The organism is Halodesulfurarchaeum sp. HSR-GB, assembly GCF_031432215.1.
In the GTDB taxonomy this organism is placed as follows: Archaea; Halobacteriota; Halobacteria; order Halobacteriales; family Halobacteriaceae; genus Halodesulfurarchaeum.
Window position 1 is genome coordinate 249,339 of sequence record NZ_JAVKGN010000001.1, and the last position, 18,754, is coordinate 268,092.

At 62.9% G+C, this 18,754-nt stretch carries 17 protein-coding genes and 1 tRNA gene; 9 read left to right on the forward strand and 9 right to left on the reverse strand.

Translation table 11 applies throughout. The annotated features are described in order from the left end of the window. Genes RH831_RS01430 through RH831_RS01445 form a run of 4 tightly spaced genes read right to left on the reverse strand, consistent with a single transcriptional unit; the run spans position 1 to position 2,889 of the window. Positions 1-255: a 50S ribosomal protein L23 gene (locus RH831_RS01430; protein WP_310552505.1), complete on the reverse strand. Its 255-nt coding sequence runs from the start codon at positions 253-255 to the stop codon at positions 1-3. Further along, on the reverse strand, positions 252-1,001 hold the full coding sequence (rpl4p, locus tag RH831_RS01435) for a 50S ribosomal protein L4 (RefSeq protein WP_310552506.1): 750 nt from the start codon (positions 999-1,001) through the stop codon (positions 252-254). Before rpl4p ends, RH831_RS01430 begins: the two co-directional genes overlap by 4 nt. A 3-nt stretch (positions 1,002-1,004) precedes the next feature. Next, positions 1,005-2,018, reverse strand: coding sequence for a 50S ribosomal protein L3 (locus RH831_RS01440; protein WP_310552507.1), 1,014 nt, complete (start codon positions 2,016-2,018; stop codon positions 1,005-1,007). 4 nt (positions 2,019-2,022) lie between these two features. After that, the gene (locus tag RH831_RS01445; protein ID WP_310552508.1) at positions 2,023-2,889 is read right to left on the reverse strand and encodes a putative RNA uridine N3 methyltransferase; all 867 of its coding nucleotides are present in this window, start codon (positions 2,887-2,889) and stop codon (positions 2,023-2,025) included. A gap of 213 nt (positions 2,890-3,102) precedes the next feature. Here RH831_RS01445 and RH831_RS01450 point away from each other — a divergent pair, with 213 nt between their 5' ends. Both RH831_RS01450 and RH831_RS01455 read left to right on the forward strand, forming a co-directional pair. Beyond that, positions 3,103-3,321, forward strand: coding sequence for a hypothetical protein (locus RH831_RS01450; RefSeq protein ID WP_310552509.1), 219 nt, complete (start codon positions 3,103-3,105; stop codon positions 3,319-3,321). Positions 3,322-3,378: 57 nt separating this feature from the next. After that, positions 3,379-3,449 (forward strand) — tRNA-Gly (locus RH831_RS01455). Between the two features lie 585 nt (positions 3,450-4,034). On the opposite strand, the gene RH831_RS01460 is transcribed toward RH831_RS01455, so the two are convergent. Beyond that, on the reverse strand, positions 4,035-4,952 hold the full coding sequence (locus RH831_RS01460) for a DMT family transporter (protein ID WP_310552510.1): 918 nt from the start codon (positions 4,950-4,952) through the stop codon (positions 4,035-4,037). Between the two features lie 49 nt (positions 4,953-5,001). After that, the gene (locus RH831_RS01465; RefSeq protein WP_310552511.1) at positions 5,002-5,256 is read right to left on the reverse strand and encodes a hypothetical protein; all 255 of its coding nucleotides are present in this window, start codon (positions 5,254-5,256) and stop codon (positions 5,002-5,004) included. 105 nt (positions 5,257-5,361) lie between these two features. Here RH831_RS01465 and RH831_RS01470 point away from each other — a divergent pair, with 105 nt between their 5' ends. Next, on the forward strand, positions 5,362-5,607 hold the full coding sequence (locus tag RH831_RS01470; protein ID WP_310552512.1) for a hypothetical protein: 246 nt from the start codon (positions 5,362-5,364) through the stop codon (positions 5,605-5,607). A 49-nt stretch (positions 5,608-5,656) separates the two neighbouring features. Here RH831_RS01470 and RH831_RS01475 read toward each other — a convergent pair whose 3' ends face one another. Then, on the reverse strand, positions 5,657-6,727 hold the full coding sequence (locus tag RH831_RS01475; RefSeq protein ID WP_310552513.1) for a PKD domain-containing protein: 1,071 nt from the start codon (positions 6,725-6,727) through the stop codon (positions 5,657-5,659). Between the two features lie 394 nt (positions 6,728-7,121). Continuing rightward, positions 7,122-10,043, reverse strand: coding sequence for a right-handed parallel beta-helix repeat-containing protein (locus RH831_RS01480; RefSeq protein ID WP_310552514.1), 2,922 nt, complete (start codon positions 10,041-10,043; stop codon positions 7,122-7,124). A gap of 382 nt (positions 10,044-10,425) precedes the next feature. Here RH831_RS01480 and RH831_RS01485 point away from each other — a divergent pair, with 382 nt between their 5' ends. From RH831_RS01485 to cruF, 6 genes are all read left to right on the forward strand, one after another. Next, positions 10,426-11,214, forward strand: coding sequence for a hypothetical protein (locus RH831_RS01485; protein ID WP_310552515.1), 789 nt, complete (start codon positions 10,426-10,428; stop codon positions 11,212-11,214). Positions 11,215-11,406: 192 nt separating this feature from the next. Then, the gene (locus tag RH831_RS01490; protein WP_310552516.1) at positions 11,407-13,491 is read left to right on the forward strand and encodes a hypothetical protein; all 2,085 of its coding nucleotides are present in this window, start codon (positions 11,407-11,409) and stop codon (positions 13,489-13,491) included. Between the two features lie 97 nt (positions 13,492-13,588). Continuing rightward, complete coding sequence (gene mch / locus RH831_RS01495; RefSeq protein WP_310552517.1) at positions 13,589-14,524, forward strand: methenyltetrahydromethanopterin cyclohydrolase; 936 nt, start codon at positions 13,589-13,591, stop codon at positions 14,522-14,524. A 49-nt stretch (positions 14,525-14,573) separates the two neighbouring features. Next, a complete protein-coding gene (locus RH831_RS01500) occupies positions 14,574-16,109 on the forward strand; it encodes a phytoene desaturase family protein (RefSeq protein ID WP_310552518.1) in 1,536 nt (511 codons plus the stop codon). 3 nt (positions 16,110-16,112) lie between these two features. Beyond that, positions 16,113-16,940, forward strand: a complete 828-nt coding sequence (locus tag RH831_RS01505; protein ID WP_310552519.1) for a prenyltransferase — start codon at positions 16,113-16,115, stop codon at positions 16,938-16,940. Next, the gene (cruF, locus tag RH831_RS01510) at positions 16,933-17,775 is read left to right on the forward strand and encodes a bisanhydrobacterioruberin hydratase (protein ID WP_310552520.1); all 843 of its coding nucleotides are present in this window, start codon (positions 16,933-16,935) and stop codon (positions 17,773-17,775) included. Before RH831_RS01505 ends, cruF begins: the two co-directional genes overlap by 8 nt. Here cruF and RH831_RS01515 read toward each other — a convergent pair. Beyond that, a complete protein-coding gene (locus RH831_RS01515) occupies positions 17,746-18,699 on the reverse strand; it encodes a phytoene/squalene synthase family protein (RefSeq protein ID WP_310552521.1) in 954 nt (317 codons plus the stop codon). The two genes, cruF and RH831_RS01515, sit on opposite strands and share 30 nt — an antisense overlap. Positions 18,700-18,754 lie beyond the last annotated feature (55 nt).

Consider the following 18,754-nt stretch of genomic DNA (forward strand, 5'->3'; position numbering starts at 1 on the left):
TCAGAACACCCCGATTCTGGAGGCGACGTCCTGTGCGTCGTCGTCCTCCGAGAGCGTCACGATTGCTTTCTTCGTCCCGTTCATGGTGATCATCGTGTTGACGTCCAGTACGGACACGTCATAGCGGTCCTCGACCTCGTCGCGAACCGCCGGCTTCGTCGCGTCCATGTCGACGACGAACTGGAGCTTGTTGTCGAAGTCCATCGCGTTCATCGCCTTCTCGGTCACGAGGGGGTGGTCGATGACGTCGCTCATCGGTCTGCCACCTCCGCGAGGCCGCTTTCGGTGAAGACGGTGAGCCGACCGACCTCGCCACCGGGGGCCAGGTCCTCGGCGTTGACCTCCCGACCGGTCGCCACGGTGACGCCGGCCAGGTTGCGGGCGGCCCGCGAGGGACCGCTCTCACTGGAGGTGACCACGAGGACCGAGCTAGGACGCCGGTACTTGCGGCCACGGCGCTTGCCCTGGCCAGCCCGGATGGATCGTCCCTCGTCGGCGCGCTCGATGTCGGCCCCGAGGCCCACGGCCTCGAGGGTGGCGAGTGCCTCCTGGGTCTTCTGCATGTCCTCGAAGTCGTCCTCGAGAACGATCGGGAGGGTCTCGGCGTCGAACTGGTGACCACGTTCGGCGACCAGTTCGGGATCCGTCGTCGCCGCGATGGCGCTGCGGACCGCTGTCTTTCGCTCCTTGTCGTTGATGGTTCGCGTGCGATCCTTCTCGGCTTTCGGCGGGTGGGCCGTGCGGCCCCCGACGGTGTGGGGAACCCGAACGCCCTGTCCCTCCGAGCGCGGCACGTGGGCCATCCCACGACCGCTCCCGAAGGACTCGCCGGACGTTCGCATCCCGGCGTACTCGTCGGCACCGTAGTCCTGTCGACGGTTGGCCTGGGCGGCAGTCACAGCCTGCCGGACGAGGTCCGGTCGGACTGGCTCGTCGAAGACCGTCGGTAGCTCGACGGTCTCGACTTCCTCGCCGTCCAGGTCTCTGAGTGGTACCTGCATGGTTTATCCTTGGTTCGAGGCGGTGCTCACGTGCCGCACCTCGGGATCGAGACGCGGCGACTGGTTCGGCCGTACAGCCGGCCGGAACCGCACCAGGCGCTTCTCCGGACCGGGAACCGATCCTTCGATGAGCGCGTACGGGCCCTCGATTTCGCCGTAGTTGGGGAAGCCACCGTCGACGGTGACATCGTCCTCGTCGCCGAATTCGAGGAGCCGCTTGTTGAGTTCAGTTCGCTGGTGGTAGCCGGTCTGCCCCTGCTGGGGGACCGTCGAGCGAACGCGTGAGGGGTTCCACGGGCCGAGGTTGCCGATCCGGCGACGCCAGCCCTGTCGGGCGTGTTTGCCCTTTCGCTTCTGGACACCCCAGCGCTTGACGGGCCCCTGCAGGCCCTTGCCCTTGGTGACGCCCGCGACGTCGAGGAACTCGCCGGCGCGGAACACGTCGCCGAATTCGAAGGCCCCCTCGGCATCGAGGAGGTCGAGGGCGAACTCCACGCGGTCGCCGATCGTGCCGCCGCCGACGCGATTCTCCATCACGTCGGGCTTCTTGCGCGGCACGCTCGGCACCTCGGCGGGAACCGTATAGGAGACGACGCGCACGTCGTCGACGGATCCGTCTTCGAGGGCCGCAGTCAGTGTGTCTCTGTTCTCGTCCTGTGCACCGTCCGGTAGGGAGACAGCTCGATCGAGGTCGGGATGGGCGTTCTCGGCCCAGACCTCAGTGAGGGGACGTTTCCCGTAAGCCGTGTCTTCGTACGCACGCACGGCTGCTACGCGCATGGGCGGGGTCTCCACGACGGTTACGGGCACGGTCGTCTCCATGCCTTCGGTCGCGGAATTGGCCTGGTCGTCGATCATGACGACGTGGGACATGCCTGCTTTGTAGCCGGCAAATCCCTGCAGGCCCACCTGCCCGTCGTCGTCGGGCCACGAGCCGAATCGTGGCACGACGCTCTGAGCGCGCTTGCGGGGGCTGAACCCCATCGAGCCTTTTCGTGGTCGGTTTGGTTGTGGCATCGTATCACTCCGTGAGCGTCAGGTGAGCGAGGGTCGCGAACATCGCCTCCTCGGTTCGAACGACCTCGCTGCCCTGGTCCGGGATAGTATTCAGCCAGGCGTCGAATCCGGCCGGTGAGTCGGTGGGACGGGTCTCGCTGTCCATCGGGGGGCCCGAATCGGCCGCCAGTTCGCCCGGATCGAATCCGAGCATCGCCGGCAGGCCACGACCCGGGGCCCCAAACGCGACGGTCAGTCCGTCCTCGACGCCCTGGGTCGCTACCTCGGCCGCCATGGACGCCGTCAACGGCGTGCCGTGACGAGAGGTACCGACCCGGAGTCCGGCGTCGGGACGACCGAGAGCGTCCCGGAGGTCCACGCGCTCGACGCCAAAGCCCGGAAGGGGCTCGGCCACGAGCTTCGCGCGGACCGGTCGTCGCGAAGAGACCCTGATGGTCACGCGTTCTCCCTCCGCCACGTCCATACCGGGTGGCGTGTGGAGGGAGACCGGGTGTTGCAGTCCGCAATTGACCCGAACGCGCCCGTCAGATCCGACCTGGGTCACTACTCCCTGACGTAACGACCCCGAACCGCTCGATTCGGAGCCGGTCCATGCCGAGAGACGGAGCGGGGGAAGCACACCAGCGTACTCCAGTTCGTCCCGCGTCCCGAATACCTCCTTTCGGAGGTAGGGCGGTGTCGCGGCGTACCGGAGGACCGTCTCGACGAACCCGCCGCCCCATCGATTTTCCCCCTCGGGGTCCGGAAAGACCTCGAGGCGGTCAGCCCGGAAGACCGCCGCCGCCCGGGCGACGTACCCCAACTTGAGGGTCGCCGTCCGTTTGTCGGTGGTCTCCCGGACGAGGGACGACGGCACGAGTACACTGATCATGCCGGCCCGCGTCCGCGTCTCGCCATGAGACTGTAGGCATCTTTTTCGACTCGCCCATATAAGCATGGCGTTTCAATCCGCGAGTGTGCGTCGGTTTGACGTACGTTTTCGGACGTTTCGGGGTGTTTTGGAGCCGGTCGAAATCCTGGGTCCTGTTCGGGGCGGGCACTCGTCGCCGAACGAAGTATGTGGTTGGAACACATACACGTTCGTATGTTGCCCCTCCAGGTTCCCGGCGGGATGGAGCTGCTAATCGTCCTGCTCCTCTTTGTCCTGCCACTCGTGGTGATCGTCGGCCTGCTCATCATTCTGAAACGCATGCTCACCGGGGACAACGTCGACGAGGAGCGGATCGACGAACTCGAATCGGAGCTGGAGGACCTGGAGCGGACCGTCGAACGGTTGCAAGCGGAGCGAAGCGACGGGGAGTGAGCCCCTCGATTCGAAAGGGTTTTTCCCGTGGCTCACTCAGAGACAGTTGCAAGGCCTGCGCTGGTAGTGTAGTGGTATCACGTGACCTTGCCATGGTCACAACCGGGGTTCAAATCCCCGCCAGCGCACTTCTCAATTACATCGACACCGAGCGACCCGCAGGTGTCGCTCGGTTCGATTTGCGGCCGTGAATGCGGAGGGATTTGAATCAGGGAACGAGCGGAGCGAAGTGACCGTGGTTCAAATCCCCGCCAGCGCACTTCTCAGAAACGTTCACCGGCGAGCGACCAGCTTGCTGTGTCGCGAGCCGTGAACTCGGGTGATGAATGCGGCTGGGATTTGAACCCTATCAGGCGCGCGCAGCGGAGCGAGCACGGCTGATTTCGGTTCAAATCCCCGCCAGCGCACTCCCACTTTTTCCGAGGGGCTGCGGAGCAGCCCCTCGCAAAAACTTGGGGAAAAAGACCGCTATCGGCTGTGAAGGTCTATTTCGGTTCAAATCCCCGCCAGCGCACTTCTCAATTACATCGACACCGAGCGACCCGCAGGTGTCGCTCGGTTCGATTTGCGGCCGTGAATGCGGAGGGATTTGAATCACGCAAATCCGACTGGTGCGAGACGCGAGCGAAGCGAGTGGCTCGCAATGTGAGCGGTGAAACCGCGAATAGGGAGGATTTGCAATCGGGTTCAAATCCCCGCCAATAGCGGCCCAGTCACAGGAAAAGCCCGGGTTCGACCGTCACGAACACCACCCCGATCACCACGAGCACCGCACCCAGGACGATCCCACGCGTGACCCGTTCGAGGTCCTTGAGGAAGAAATAGGCGAAGACGGTGGTGAAAAGCGGGGCCGTCGAGGCCAACGACTCCACGATGGCCACTCGCCCGGCCGGAAGCGCGAGCGCCCCGAACATCGAGAGCAGGGCGACGGCGGTGAGGACGCCACTCCCGGCGAAGTAGAGGTAGGAACGGCGTTCTGCCGACCGAAAGCCGGCAGTCCCACTGACCGCGGCATAGCCCAGAAAGACGAGCAGGGCCCCGGCCTCGTTGAGCGCGACGGCCTGCAGCACGTCCGCGCCGTCGGTTCCAAGCCCCAGCCGTCGGAGCACGTTCCCGAAGGCAAAGAGCGTGCCCGAGGCGAGCGGGTAGGCCAGATCCCGGGTCTCCCAGCCGGAGATGTCACCGCCTTTCGAGAGGCTGAGAATCGCCAGGCCCGCGACGAGGACGACGATCCCCACGCCGGTCGCGAGCGAGACAGGTTCGCCGAGCAGTCCGAAAGCGAGGGCCGTCGCGAACAGCGGTCGGGCGCTGACGACGGCGCTGTTGATGCTCGCCCCCACCCGGTCGACACCGACGAAGATGGCCAGCCGACCCAGGGCCGTTCCAGTCATACCGGCGAAGAGAAAGAGCCCCGCCACGGCCAGGTCGAGTCCGGCCAACAGCGCCGGGCCACGGAGCAGGAGCAACGCCAGGACGAAAAGTGTGAGGTCCACGACGACCACCGTCAGCGACGCCTGGAGTGCAGTCCCCGAGAGGGACATTCCGCGCTTGTCGAGCACGGGGGTGAATCCCCAGATGACCGCCGGAACGAACGCGAGGAGATAGACCGTGGCGTCGGGACCGAGAGCCATACCGGCCCTCCGACCGACGGGCCCAAGAAGCCACCCGTTTGCCGACGACTCAGTCCACCCGGGTGACGACGAGCGGCTGGGCTTCGTCCATCGGCACCTCGATCTGGAGGAACGATTCGTTCTCGGTGTCGTAAATCACCATGATGTCCTCGCCGGTGCAGAACATCTGGCAGGTCGCACAGGTGTACTTCTTCCCGGTCTCCAGCCCCGCGGCGATTTCCTGCAGTTCCTCGGCAGTCACGTCCTCGTCGCCGGTGAGCCGGTCGACGACCGATTCGAGTCTGGCCTGTGTGTCTTGTTCCATGGTAACACTCGTATAGTAATTGGTTCTCTCACATGAAAACACTGATGCCACAATACGCGGGGAACGCGACGAACGGCTTTTCGTGCCGGGGGCAAAATCACCACTATGTCGCAGTTGGGGATCGTCGATCTGTTCACGCTCGGTGGGACGCTTCTGTTCGCGCTCCCGATCGGCGTGTTCGGGCTTTCGCTTCTCGCCCGCGGGGAGTTGCTGTTGGGGCTCTTCGGAACGGGGGTGGCGGCTGGCCTCGTGGTGGTCGAGCGACTGCTTTGGACCCCGGAGGACCTACCCGGCGAGTTCCTCCAATCGCTCGCCGATCGGATTGTCGAACGGCCGCCCGAGGATCGATAGAAAAAGCGGCCCAATTTGGGCCGAAGACCGCTTTCGGCGGTCAGTCGTCTTAGTCGGAGCGACGCAGGACCAGCAGGGCTGCACCGAGCAGCGCGACCAGTGCCAGGCCCATGGTGAATCCGGGCGTCTCCGTGGTGGTCGTCTCGGGACCCACGGTCGTCTCGACTGCTGTCGTCGTCACGGTCCCCTGTTCGAGGACAACGACCTGCCTGCTCGTCGTGTTGGTCTTGCCAGCGTCGTTCTCGACGGTGAGTTCGACAGTGAACTCACCGGCCGATTCAAAGGTGTGCGAGAGCGTTTCTGCACCCTCGACGGCCTCGCCGTCGACAGTCCAGTCGTAGCTGACGATTTCCGAGTCATCGTCCATCGACTCGCTCGCGTCGAAGACGATCTCCTCACCCACTTCGACCTCGGCGGGAGCATCGAGCGCGGCGGTCGGTGCATCGATGGCCGTCACGGCGAAGTACGAGAAGCCGGGCGTCTCGGCTTCGAGGCGGACGGCCGAGTCGGTCGCTTCGAGAACCTCAGTCTCGAGTGTCTGCCACTCGCCAGCCTCGTCGTTGTAGCGCGTGACAGTCAGTTCCTCGGGTTCGGCGTCGATCGACTCGATGCGATCGAGCGGGACGCTGTTCTCGATGGTTGCCGAACTGTCGGCCGCCGCCTCAGGGACCTCGATCTGGGTCACTGCGACGGACTGGCCGGGTGCATCACCGGTCGATTCGGGTTCGGACTCAAGTTCGACGACGGTCGCGGAACCCGAGACCGACTCCGACATAGTGATCGATTGAGCTGTCGACTCCTCGGAGAAGGTGACCGTGGCACCCGCACCATCAGAGCCGGGCGATATCTCGTTCACCTCCGCTCGTGTGGGTTCGACATCGCTCGGGAGTTCGACCGTTTCGGGGACGAGTTCTTCGATCGCGTCGGGCGAGTCAGCGACCTCCGGTTCGGGTTCGGTGGGTTCCTCGGTGGTCGGTTGCTCGTCCGTATCGTCGTCCTCGTCTTCGTCGTCGGCGTCGTCATCACCGGTGTCGGGGTCATCCGTGTCGTCGTCATCGGTACCATCATCACCAGTGTCGGGGTCCTCATCTTCCTCGAACGCGCCAGCGGGGAAGGTCAAGTCAAGTTGGTGCGTTCCAGATTCGAGGTTCGGGCTTTCCTGAGCTTCTGGGCCATTCGGGCCAGTAATGTGGAAGCTTACCGTATCCCCTGCACTGCTGTCGAGACTCAGTTTTTCCCCGAAAGCGTCCTCTTCACCGTATTTGCCAGCAGTACTGACGGTTATTTCTCCTTCTACTTCACCGTCGACCACCGCAACAATCGTCGTTCCAACAGGAGCATCGTTACCGTTAGCGTCAGCTGCCGTGCCATAGAAGTTAGCTGGCTCTCCAGGTGCACCTTCCTGAGCAGCAGCGACTGGCGTTCCGACAGCTCCGACTACCAAGACTGCAACAATCACAACGGCAATTTGACGTGCGAAAGACATGGATAAAATTAAATTGGATCCTCTTCGCTTATTGGTCCCCGTCCAGGAGGTCAGCTCGCTCTGTCGGGTCGTAGGTTGGCGTCACAAGTCCTCTATCGTTACGTTCGGGGCTGTCCACGAAAACCCAGTAGGTATCGAAGGCCCCCACCTCGGTGCCACCATGGAGCTGTAGACTTTGATCAGGGCTAAAGACAGTAACACCCGGTCCATCCACGTCGATATTCATCAAATCGTTCTGCAATTGCCGAGTGTCGTAGGTTTTAGAAGATCCATCTTCGTACTGGCGAGTCTCTTCTGTATCGATATCGTAATTTGAACCCAGGAGATGCCAGCCGTCCTCTAATTCAGTTTGACCAGGTGTTGGGACGCCCTCCGTTGCGAATTCGTATCCTAGCCGCGCATCATCATCTTCTGCCTCGACGTACATCCCACGGTTGAGATTCTCGGCGTCACTGATCTCACCGTCCGGGATGCCAGCATCATACGAGCCATCGCTCGGGTTCCACTGGTTCACGGACTCAATGCCCTGTTCGTGAAGCGTCGCAGGTTGTGGGATCGACTTCAGATTCCACCCTTTCTTGAGGGCGAGTGCCTCGTGGACAAGATCAACTGTGCCAACACCTTCAACGGCGGTTGAGCTATCGTTCCCGACCACGTCGATATCCGCTTCTCCAGTCTCTGTGGAGACGTCAATTTCCGCAGGCCCGTTGGAGGAAGCGGTTTCAGTAAGCTTCCCATCCTGAATCGCGTCCTCGAAAACGTACTCGGTATCCGCGATCTCGATCACAAGGGTACCGGAGACCGATTCTCCAGTGTCTTCGCGGATGAGGTTCGCTTCTTTGTTTTCAGCAACGGTTAACGAGCCTGCATCGTCCTTTACGATGCCAAGGAAGTCTTTCTGTAGGTTGACATTCTCAGCCTCGATCGTAGCGGGGTCAACCGTTACGGGACCGGTGACCTCAGCACCATTTCCATTGAAGTTTTCACCGCTAGGACCATCGGTTGCGCCCCACCAGTTCGAGGTGGCGTCAATAGGTTCCTCGTAACGAGTGTCCGTATTTATGACGGCCGTAGTCTCCCCATCAAAGTTGGGGAAGCTATTGTTATTGATTGTAACTTCCGCTGGCTCATCCGCAGTCTCCCAAATCTTAATCGCGCCGTTATCTGGGTTCTGGTCACCGTAGAAGTCGTTGTTTTCTATTGTGATATCTGAAGAACCACCGACACCGATCCCTTCGGTTCCGGTTTCAAAGGTATTTTCCTCGGCAGTGAGTTCAACGTATTCGGTCTGAGCGATACCGTGCTCCCCTTTGAATACGTTATTATCGACCGTTACGCCAGCAGCGTTTTTGAAGTCCTCACTAGCTGCCTCAGCCGCGCTATCAAATCGAAGGCCTCGGTAAGTGGTGAACTCATTGTTCGTGACGGTCAGATTACTGGTTCCGGCGGCATGGATGCCCGCGGCCCAAACGTCATCAACGTCAGATGTCAGGTTAAATCCGTCAATAGTCACCTCGTCTGCAGAGACATCGATGACAACTGATTTGTCTCCACTGTTAATCGTCGTCTCGTCAGCACCGGCCGTCGATTCGAGCGTGACGTTCTTCTTGTCGATGGTCACGCTCTCGTCATAGGTACCCGGCGTAACTTCCACCGTATCCCCATTTTCCGCGATATCAACAGCGGACTGGATTGTATCCGAGTAGGCGACGACTGCACCTGTGTCATTGTACACAGTTACAGCTTCGCTGAAGTCTTCAGCCGCATACCACGGCTCAACGTCAACGTCTCCGTTCATCGTCGCATCGAAGTTCGGATTGGCTTGCCCCCACCAGTTGTGGGTGGCATCTAGCGTGCCTTCTGCCTGGTAGTCAATTGAGAGACCATCTGCATTGATATTATTGTAATTTACCTCAACACCGGACACTTGGCCCGTTCCGGATTCCACGATTGAAATCCCGGCGTCAGAGCTTCCGGTGATATCGTTGTGATTGATCTCGACATCGGAGATGGATCCATTGTCATAAACCTCCATTCCAATACCTTGTGTACCGCCTGAAATGGTATTGTTAATAATTTTGAGGTTTTCAATGGGCGAATAAACATTCTCATATGCTTTATCGGAACCAGCGACACCTGCCTGGTCACCGAAGTCAGCTACTGCAATTCCTAGCTCATCAGAATCTACGCCATTAAGAATCTCGTTGTTTTCAACTACCACATCACTGGATTTTGCGACAAGGATAGCCCCAACTTCTTGGGCGGTTTTAAGACCTTGGATATCCAATGTGTTGTCAGCTATGGTTCCAGACGTACCGTAGGCTATGGTGACACTATAACTGAAGTCGCTAGCAGATGCCCGATCGATATCGTTGTTTAAAATATCAACCCGCTCAGGGTTCATATACTGAGTGGGATTGTCAACATCGTCAACATCGTGCCAGCTACCGGCAGTAATTCCACCATTGACGAAATTATTTACTGCAAATCCTTTGATAGTCGCAACAGTGTCATTTCCGCCCACATAGATGCCATAATCGGCTCCGGCTGCATTAATTGCCGTCTCGCTTGGACCGGATTCAGATACGAGTGTGAGTTCTCCGCTCCAACCTTGGTTATCCAAGCTTGAGTTTATGTTAATCAGAACTGACCTCGAGGTGCCATCCCTGTGGGTGAAAGTATCATCCACACTCTCTTGACTACTGTCATAATCGGATGTTACCAGAATTACAGGGTCAGTTGCAGTAGTCGACTCTAACGCACCTTGAATGGTATCACCATTCCCGACGACGACATCTGCATCTTCCTGGGTTACATCCGTACTGTAATCCGGAATATCGGCTCCTTGTGCTGCTGCCGTCCCTGCAAACGCCACGCCCATGCCCACGACGGACATGACCATGAGGAATGTCAGGAACAGCGCGCGTCCTTTTTCGCGTCTATTACTCATGATCCGCTCACCTCCTGCGGGGTACCCGCTCCCGCATACGAGGTCGCTGTTCCACTCCTCGCAAGTGTCGAATGTACTACGCTCATAGTTGAATTCCGAGTTCCATTGTTGGTTGACCGGTGACAGAGCACCCGACACACCAGCTGAGCCCCACATCGCTACAGCATATAGCGTCGGTATACTCTGTACCCATTCGGCCATGATTCCTTCAACCACGATAAAGATTAGGATGGAATTTACCGACGGTATCCGCTTCGCTTGGTCGCGTAAACCACCGATTAAACCGCCAGACGACGATCCGGACTCCCAAAAACCGTGACTAGCCGGCCACGACCCACCACAACTGATTTACCCCACCGAGGAGCAGTCCGACCTGCCACATATGGCCGTCCTGAATGCCCTGCGTCGGACCCCCGGCGCGGTCTGGCGCAACCCAGTCGTACTGGTTCCCGTCGTCCTCCTGGCCCTCCTCCAGGTCCCGACCGTCGCGGCAAACGCTATCGATCCGGTGACCGCAGCCCTCCTCTCGGTCGGACTGACGCTGGTCTTCGTCCTGCTGATGCCCCTCTTCCAGGGCGGGCTGATCGGCATGGCCGACGAGGCACTCGCGGGCACGACCTCCCTTGGCACCTTCCTCCGGGCGGGCAAATCCAACTACGTCTCGATCTTCGGGGCGTACCTGCTCGTACTGGGATTTACCGTGGCGGTCGGCATCGCCGCAGTCATCCTCCTGGTCTTCCTCGGTGCTGGCGCGGCGTATCTCGGTGAGGGAGCAGGCGGTGCCCCCGTGGTAGTCCTGTTGGCCATGCTGGGGCTCACCGTCGCGTACCTCCTGCTCGCCTTCTTCATCCAGTTTTACCCCCAGGCGATCGTCCTCGACGGACAGACTGCGGTCGGCGGGCTCAAACACAGCGCGGGCGTCGTTCGTGCGAACCCCCTCGCGACGCTGGGGTACTCACTCTTGGTCGGATTTGTCGCGGGGCTCCTCGGACTTTTCGGCAGCGTCATCTCGATCCTGGCCTCGCCACGGGCGATGGGCGCGATCACCGGAGAGGCAGTCCCACTGGAGTGGATCCTGGGTATGGGGCTGCTCGGTGGCGTACTCACCATCGTCGTGGGAACGTTCCTGGCGATCTACAGCGTGTCGTTCTATCGGGCGGTGACGACCTGATCGACCAGGGGGTTGACGGAGCAGCCGATCGAAGGAATCCCATGACCGACCCGGAAACCGAGGCAGAGGAGTCCGAATCGAGCGGTCGCCTCGACAAGCTAATCGAGGTGGCCATTGAGTTGCTGGATCTCTTCTGAGCAAAGGCGTCCAACGGCCACCCTTTAACGGCTCAATCCCTTGTGGAGACATATCGTGACACTCGACGATTCGACCACCGTCGACCGGCGGGCCTTCCTCACAGCAGCCACTGCGCTGGGTGTGTCGTCGCTGGCGGGCTGTTCGTCGATCTCGCCTGCGGAGGACGGCAAAACGAGCCCCCTGGACGAACAGCGCGCTCGCGAACTCGCCGAGCAGTTCGCCCCGACGCTGTACTTCGATGCCCACGAGAAGTGGTATCCGACCGATCCACGGGTCTACGAGACCGAACAGGACGGCGAGCCCATCGTGGACGGGTTCGACGCGTTCGACGGGTACACCGAGCGAGCAAAACAGTCCGACAGTCCGCCAGACCCGACGGTGTTCTATCACGGGGTCACCTACGAGGACTCGCCACTCGCAGTCGTTCAGTTCTGGTACTACTCGACGTTCGACCAGTTCACGACGAACTTTCACTGGCACGACTGGGAGGTTCTCCACGTCTTCGTGGATACGGACACCGGAGAGCCACAGCTGTACGTCGCAAGTTCTCACTCGGGCACCGTGCCCAACAACGAGTTTCTCGACCCCGCCCCGGGCCGTATTCCGCGCATCCTCTCGGAACTCGGTTCACACTCGAGTGCGCTTTCGGTCAACGACGTCGCGGATCGCTTCCAGCGGTTCTCCCTCGAAGACACCTTTGCGGACATCACCAACAGCAGCATCGAGGGCCTCGAAGACATCATCAACATCCCGATCGCGTACGGCCTGCCGCGGGACGAGGGGTCACGGCTCCCCTACGTGGTGCCCGAACTCGATGGCGAACCGATTTACGACCACGATCGACTGCCCTCGATCGAGCCCGAGGACCTCATCGCCGACGAACTGACGATCCGATCGTTTGCCGACCTCGCTTCGCCACCGGGGGACTTGCCCGGCCGGGCGACGGGCACGGTCTTTCAGTACGGAGAGACCGACCGAGACGAGGCCGTGGCGTACGACCTCGTCCCGACGAGCGAGGTCGAACACATCACCGACTTCACGGGCCCCCAGTTGAGCTTCGAGTTCGCCATTCCCGATTTCGCAGATGACACACTGGCGAGTCACATTACGACGGCCGGAGTTCCCTGGGAGCAGGCCCGGTATGACGACCCGGCCGAGGACATCACCGAGCCAAACCACCGGTCGACGCTGGCCGACCGATACGACGTGATTTCCCAGCCGCCGTCGATTAATACGGTCATCGCCGGGATCACGGAGACAGTGACCAGCGAGGACGCCCCCGACGACGAGGGCCTGACCACACAGGACCTCGCGGTCGAATCCGTGGCGCTCCTCGAGAGCGAACCCGAAGCACTCCCCACCTTCCGCGGCGTGGCAGTCGCTCGGGACGTCCCGAGTGGGGACCATCGGTTGACGGTCAACGGCCCCGGTGTGGAACCCCATAGCGAGTCGGTAAGAGTCGACGACGAAGCGAGCGGACCCACGACCGCCGGCGTCGAAGGAGAGATCCCGCTTGTCGCTCGCGAACACTCGATGAAGCTCGAAATCGACCCCGAGGGCGCGGACAGCGAGCTAAATGCCATGGCCATCGAGGACGATTTTGCCGGCCGCATCTACGATGCCCCGCTGGCCGACCGGGATGGCGTGTACCTCCACCAGGGCGGTGCCTACACGACTGAAGTCAGAGACACCGACGACGAAATCGGCGCGTATCGCGTCAACCCGACCGACCAGGGGCGGGTCCGCCTCTCCGAACCCCGGACCGGCAAAGCCTCGCTTGCGACCTACCTCGCCGACGTTGCCAGGGAGACGAGCGCGGCCGTCGGGGCAATCGCTGACGAGGATAGCGAGACCGATTCGGAGCCCGGTGGTGGCGCCGAAAACGCGATCCAGGGGCTCGCCCGCGCCCTCGAAGCCGTCGGCGAGGCCGCCCAGCGAGCGGCCGACCAGGCACGGGCCGGGGATCGGGGCCGTGCGGATGAAAGTTTGCGAACGGTCCAGGAGCGTCTCGGCCGCGTCCAGACGAGACTGGCCGAGGCGAGCGATCAGCTTCCGGCCGATCTCGAAAACGCGAACGAGCGTCGACTCGAACAGTTGAATCGTCGGGCCGATCAGGCACGGGAATCCTCGAAAGTGTGATGGTCGCGGTCGCAAACGGGCCGGAAGTAGAGCGCCATAGAGCTCGGTAACTCTCCAGGTACGAAACTCTTTATCCGAGGACGGAAAACCCCGGGCCATGGAGCCGCTCAACCGGATGGCCATCGAACTGGCCGACGAGGCGCTGGATTTTGCCGACGAACTCGGGGTCGTCCCCCACGAACTCCCCTCGGGCGCGACAGTCATCGACTTCGGCATCGAGGCCGACGGCGGGCTGGAGGCCGGCCTGCTGCTCGCCGAGCTACAGACCGCCGGGCTGGCCACCGTCCAGACCCGGATGGACACCGTCGCCGATTTCCCCCGTCCCCACGTCGAACTCGCGACCGACCAGCCGGGGCTCGCCCTGCTCGGCTCCCAGAAAGCCGGCTGGGAACTCGCCCTGTCCGATTTCGAGGGCCTGGGTTCGGGCCCGGCCCGTGCGCAGGTCGCCGAAGAGACCGAGTACCAGCGCCTGGAGTACGCAGAGGCCTTCGACCTGTCCGTCTTGAGCGTCGAGACGGACCAGCAGCCAACGGATTCGGTCGCCGAACACGTCGCCGAGCGGGCCGGCGTCGACCCCCAGGCCGTCTACCTGCCGGCCTACCGCACCGCCAGCCTGGCCGGGAGCGTCAGCGGGGCCGGCCGGGCCGCCGAACTCGCCGTCTTCCGGCTCTTCGAGCTAGGGTATGACCCCACGGACGTAATCACCGCAAGCGGGTCGGCCCCAGTCCCGCCTGTCGCGGCAAGTGAGGAGACCGCCATGGGTCGGGTCAACGACGCCGTCGTCTACGGCGGGGACGTCCATCTCACCGTTCGCGAGGACGATTCGGTGCTGGCAGACGTGGCCTCGACCGCCGCCGTGACCTACGGCGAGCCCTTCGAGGCCATCTACGAGCGTGTCGACTGGGACCTCTCCCAGATCGACCCGGCGGTCTTCGGCCCCGCTCGGGTGACCATCGACGTGCTTGGCGGGCCGACCTACACCGCCGGCGACCGCCACGAGTCGATCCTCGCGAGTAGTTTCGGCCTGGAGTGAGGTTACCGCGGCCCATCGCTTTTTGGTACCACCCGCCGAACTCCCTGACATGACTGTGCTCTCCGGGCGAGACGTGACCGTCGTCGGGGCCGGCTTCGGCGGGCTGGCCACCGCCGCCTACCTGGCCGACGCCGGGGCCGACGTGCGCGTGATCGAGAAAAACGAGGAACTGGGCGGGCGGGCGGCGGTCATGGAGGCCGAGGGCTTTCGCTTCGACATGGGGCCCTCCTGGTACCTGATGCCGGATGTGTTCGAGCGCTTTTTCGACCACTTCGATCGGTCGCCAGGGGAGTTCTACGACCTGGAGCATCTGGACCCACACTACCGGCTCTTCTTCAAGGAGAACGTCGGGCCACGTCCGGACGGGGACCCACCAGGGCTCGACCGCCAGCCCGAGGGCGATCGGATCGACATCACCCCCGATCTGGACCGAACCATCGAACTCTTCGAGGCCTTCGAGGATGGGGCCGGCGCGGCCCTGCAGGACTACCTCGATAAGTCACAGGAGAACTACGAGATCGGGATGGAACACTTCGTCTACGAGGATCGCTCGCGCCTGCGGGATTTCCTCGATCCGCGGCTGGTGAAGTACGCCCGCGGTCTGACCCTCCTCGGGACGATGCAGGACCACGTCGAGGGCTACTTCGAGCACCCCAAACTCCGCCAGATCATGCAGTACACCCTCGTCTTCCTCGGGGGCGCACCGCGAAACACCCCCGCGCTCTACAACCTGATGAGCCACGTCGATTTCAACCTCGGCGTGTTCTACCCCGAGGGCGGCATCGGCGGGGTCGTCGACGCCCTCGTCGAGTTGAACGAGGATCTGGGCGTCGAGTTTCACGCCGACGAGCCGGTGACGGCGATTCGCGGGACGCGAGGGAACTTCACCGTGCGCACGGACACGGGCGAGTACGCGACCGACCTCGTCGTCTCGGACGCCGACTACGCCCACACCGAGCAGGAACTCCTCCAGCCGGAAGCCCGCCAGTACGACGCCGAATACTGGGACTCTCGAACCTACGCTCCCTCGGCGTTCATGCTCTACCTGGGCGTCGAGGGCGAGGTGCCCGAACTGGCCCATCACACCCTCGTCCTGCCCGGGAACTGGGAGGACCACTTCGATACCATCTTCGAGCACCCGGCCTGGCCCGAGGACCCGGCCTACTACGTCTCTGTTCCGTCCGAAACCGACGACACGGTCGCGCCCGCGGGCCACAGCGCGGTCGTGGTCCTCGTGCCAATCGCGCCTGGCCTGGATGACGACGAGGCGACCCGCCAGGCCTACCGGGACAAGATCCTCCGGGACCTGGCCGATGAGACTGATACCGACCTTCGGGACCGGATCGTCTTCGAGCGGATCGTCTCGGTCTCGGAGTACGAGCAGTTTTACAACAGCGTCCAGGGCACGGCACTCGGCCTGGCTCACACGTTGCGCCAGACTGCAGTGTTCCGCCCCGGCCATCGCTCCGGGGCCCTGGATGGGCTGTACTTCACTGGCTCGTACACCACGCCGGGCATCGGCGTTCCGATGACCCTGATCAGCGGCGAGCACACCGCGAACTACGTCCTCGCGGACGAACGGTAGGGCATGCTCCGCTATCTCTTCGTCCTCTCCCGGCCCCGCTTCTGGCTCTACCTGGCCGGGCCCGTGCTCGTGGGGGCCGCCTACGGCGCGACAACTCTGGATGGGCTTCTCTCGCCCACCGTCGGGTTGCTCTTTGGCTACTTCCTCCTGCCGGCGAACGTCTATCTCTACGGCGTCAACGACATCTTCGACCGAGACACGGACCAGCACAACCCGAAGAAAGCGGGCCGGGAAGCCCGCTACCGAGACCGGTTGCCGGTCACCGCCGCGGTGCTGGGTAGCGGGCTGTTGCTGGTGCCCGTCGCGGCCACGCTTCCCCGGGCGAGTTGGCCGGCTCTGGCCGGCTGGGCCCTCCTCGCGACGGCCTACTCCACCCCGCCACTCCGGTTCAAGGCGCGACCCCTGTTCGATTCGCTCTCGAACGGGCTCTACATCCTCCCGGGGTTGGCGACGTTCACCGCACTCGCGGGGAGCCAACCGCCGCTCGCTGCCGTCCTCGGGGGCTGGCTCTGGGCGATGGCGATGCACACCTTCTCGGCGATCCCCGATATCGAGCCGGATCGAGCGGCCGGCCTGCGAACCACCGCCACCTGGCTGGGCGAGCACGGCGCAGTCCGGTACTGCGGGCTGCTCTGGACCGGCGCGGCCCTGGCTTTCGGGCTGCTGGACTGGCGACTCGGGGCCGTCCTCGCGGTCTATCCGATCCTGCTCTGGGGAATCCGTCGGGCCGGAATATCGATCGACCGGGCCTACTGGTGGTATCCCGCGGTGAACACCCTCGTCGGTGGGCTCTTGACCGTCGGCGGCCTCTTGTCATTCGTCTATGGATAGGCGGGCGATCGAGGGCCGGCTGGAGACCCTGGTCTCCGAGAACCGGTTCACCATCGCGGTCGTGTTCCCCGTGATCGGCGCACTCTTGCTCCTCGGGAGTGCGGAGGGGTGGGTCCCGGAGCCGTTCGCCTTCCAGCCCACGATGGTCCTCTTCGGGACCGCGGTGATGCGGCTCCCGCTGATCGTCGGCGTGCTCCCGCTACTCGACCGCCGCGGCGCGATCGGCTTGCTCGCGCTCACCGGCTACGCCTACGGCATCGAACTGGTGGGCGTCCACACCGGCCTCCCCTACGGCGACTTCGCCTACCTGGTCGAACTGGGACCGATGCTCTTTGGGTCAGTGCCCCTGGGCCTGCCGGTCTTTTTCTTCCCGCTGGTGTTGAACAGCTACCTGCTCGTCGTCCTGCTGGCCGGGGACCGGGCCCGCTCGACCCCGGTCAGGCTCCTCGGCACGCTCGGGATGGTCCTCGCGATGGATCTGGTGCTCGACCCCGGCGCGGTCGGCCTGGGCTTTTGGGCCTACGCCGAGGGCGGGGCCTACTACGGCGTCCCGGCCTCGAACTACGCGGGCTGGGTCCTCTCGGGAGCTATCTCGGTCTCGGTCTTCGACTGGATGCTCGATGGCACCGCGTTGCTCGATCGACTGGCTCAAACTCCCTTCATGCTCGATGATCTGGTGAGTTTCGTCATCCTCTGGGGCGGGATCAACCTCTACTTCGGGCAGTTGGTCCCCGCGGCCCTCGCGGTCCTCCTGGGACTGGGACTGGCTCGAACAGATCGGTTCGATTCCGCGATCCGGCCGACGCTACTGGGCCGGCGCCTCGACTGGCGGTAGGGACTCCCGATCGACGTGGTCGGTCTCGCCGATGGCGGCCACGCGGTCGAAGACCGCCACGGGATCGCCGGAAAGCGCCCAGTGCAGTCGGGTGCGAGCAACCAGGGAGAGCTTGCGCCAGGTCGAAAGGGAGGGGCGCTCGCCCAGCACGTCGTACTCCTGGCTCGCGATGACCCGGTGGTACTCGGCGTACAGCACCGCGGCGGCGAGCACCGGAAACTGGGTCCCTTTGGGGAGGTGACGGATCCCTGCCACACCGGTCCGGTACCGCGCTTCGGTCCGGGCGAGTTCGACCTGCATCGCCCGGCGGAACCCGGCGTCGGCCTCGCCGGCTTCGAGTTGATCGATCGTAACCCCGTAGGCCGAGCGGACCTCTCCCGGCAGATAAACCCGGTCGTAGTCCCGGATGTCCTCGCGCACGTCCCGGAGGAAGTTCGTCAACTGGAAGGCCTCAGCGAGGGCGGCGGCGTGGGGACGCGCCGCAGCCTCGTCTTCGACATCCATGACCGCGAGCATCATGTTCGCGACGGCTACCGCCGACCCGCGCATGTAGGCGTCGAGTTCGTCTCGTGTCGCGTAGGGCTCGTGGTCGATGTCGGCGATCATTGCGTCGATGAAGGAGTCGACCTCGCTCTCCGGGATGTCGTACTCGACGAGGAGCTCCCGGGTGGCGAGCAAGACTGGTTCGTCGGTCTCGGCCCGCCCGAGTACGGCCGCCCGGATGTGTTCGAGTCGCTCACGCTGGGCGTCCGGCGAGCGATCCTCGGTGGTGTCCACGATGTCATCGGCGATCCGGAAGAAGGCATAGAGGACGTAGGTCGCCTCACGCACGTCCTGGGGAAACAGGCGGGTGGCGAGATAGAAAGTCCGGCCGGTACGGCGGTGGATTCGCTTGCTTTTCGCGAGTTGTGACCGGGAGGGCATGGATTGGGTTGACGTACCGTGGTATTGGGTCCTCGGGTGGTTTGCTGTGGTGGTT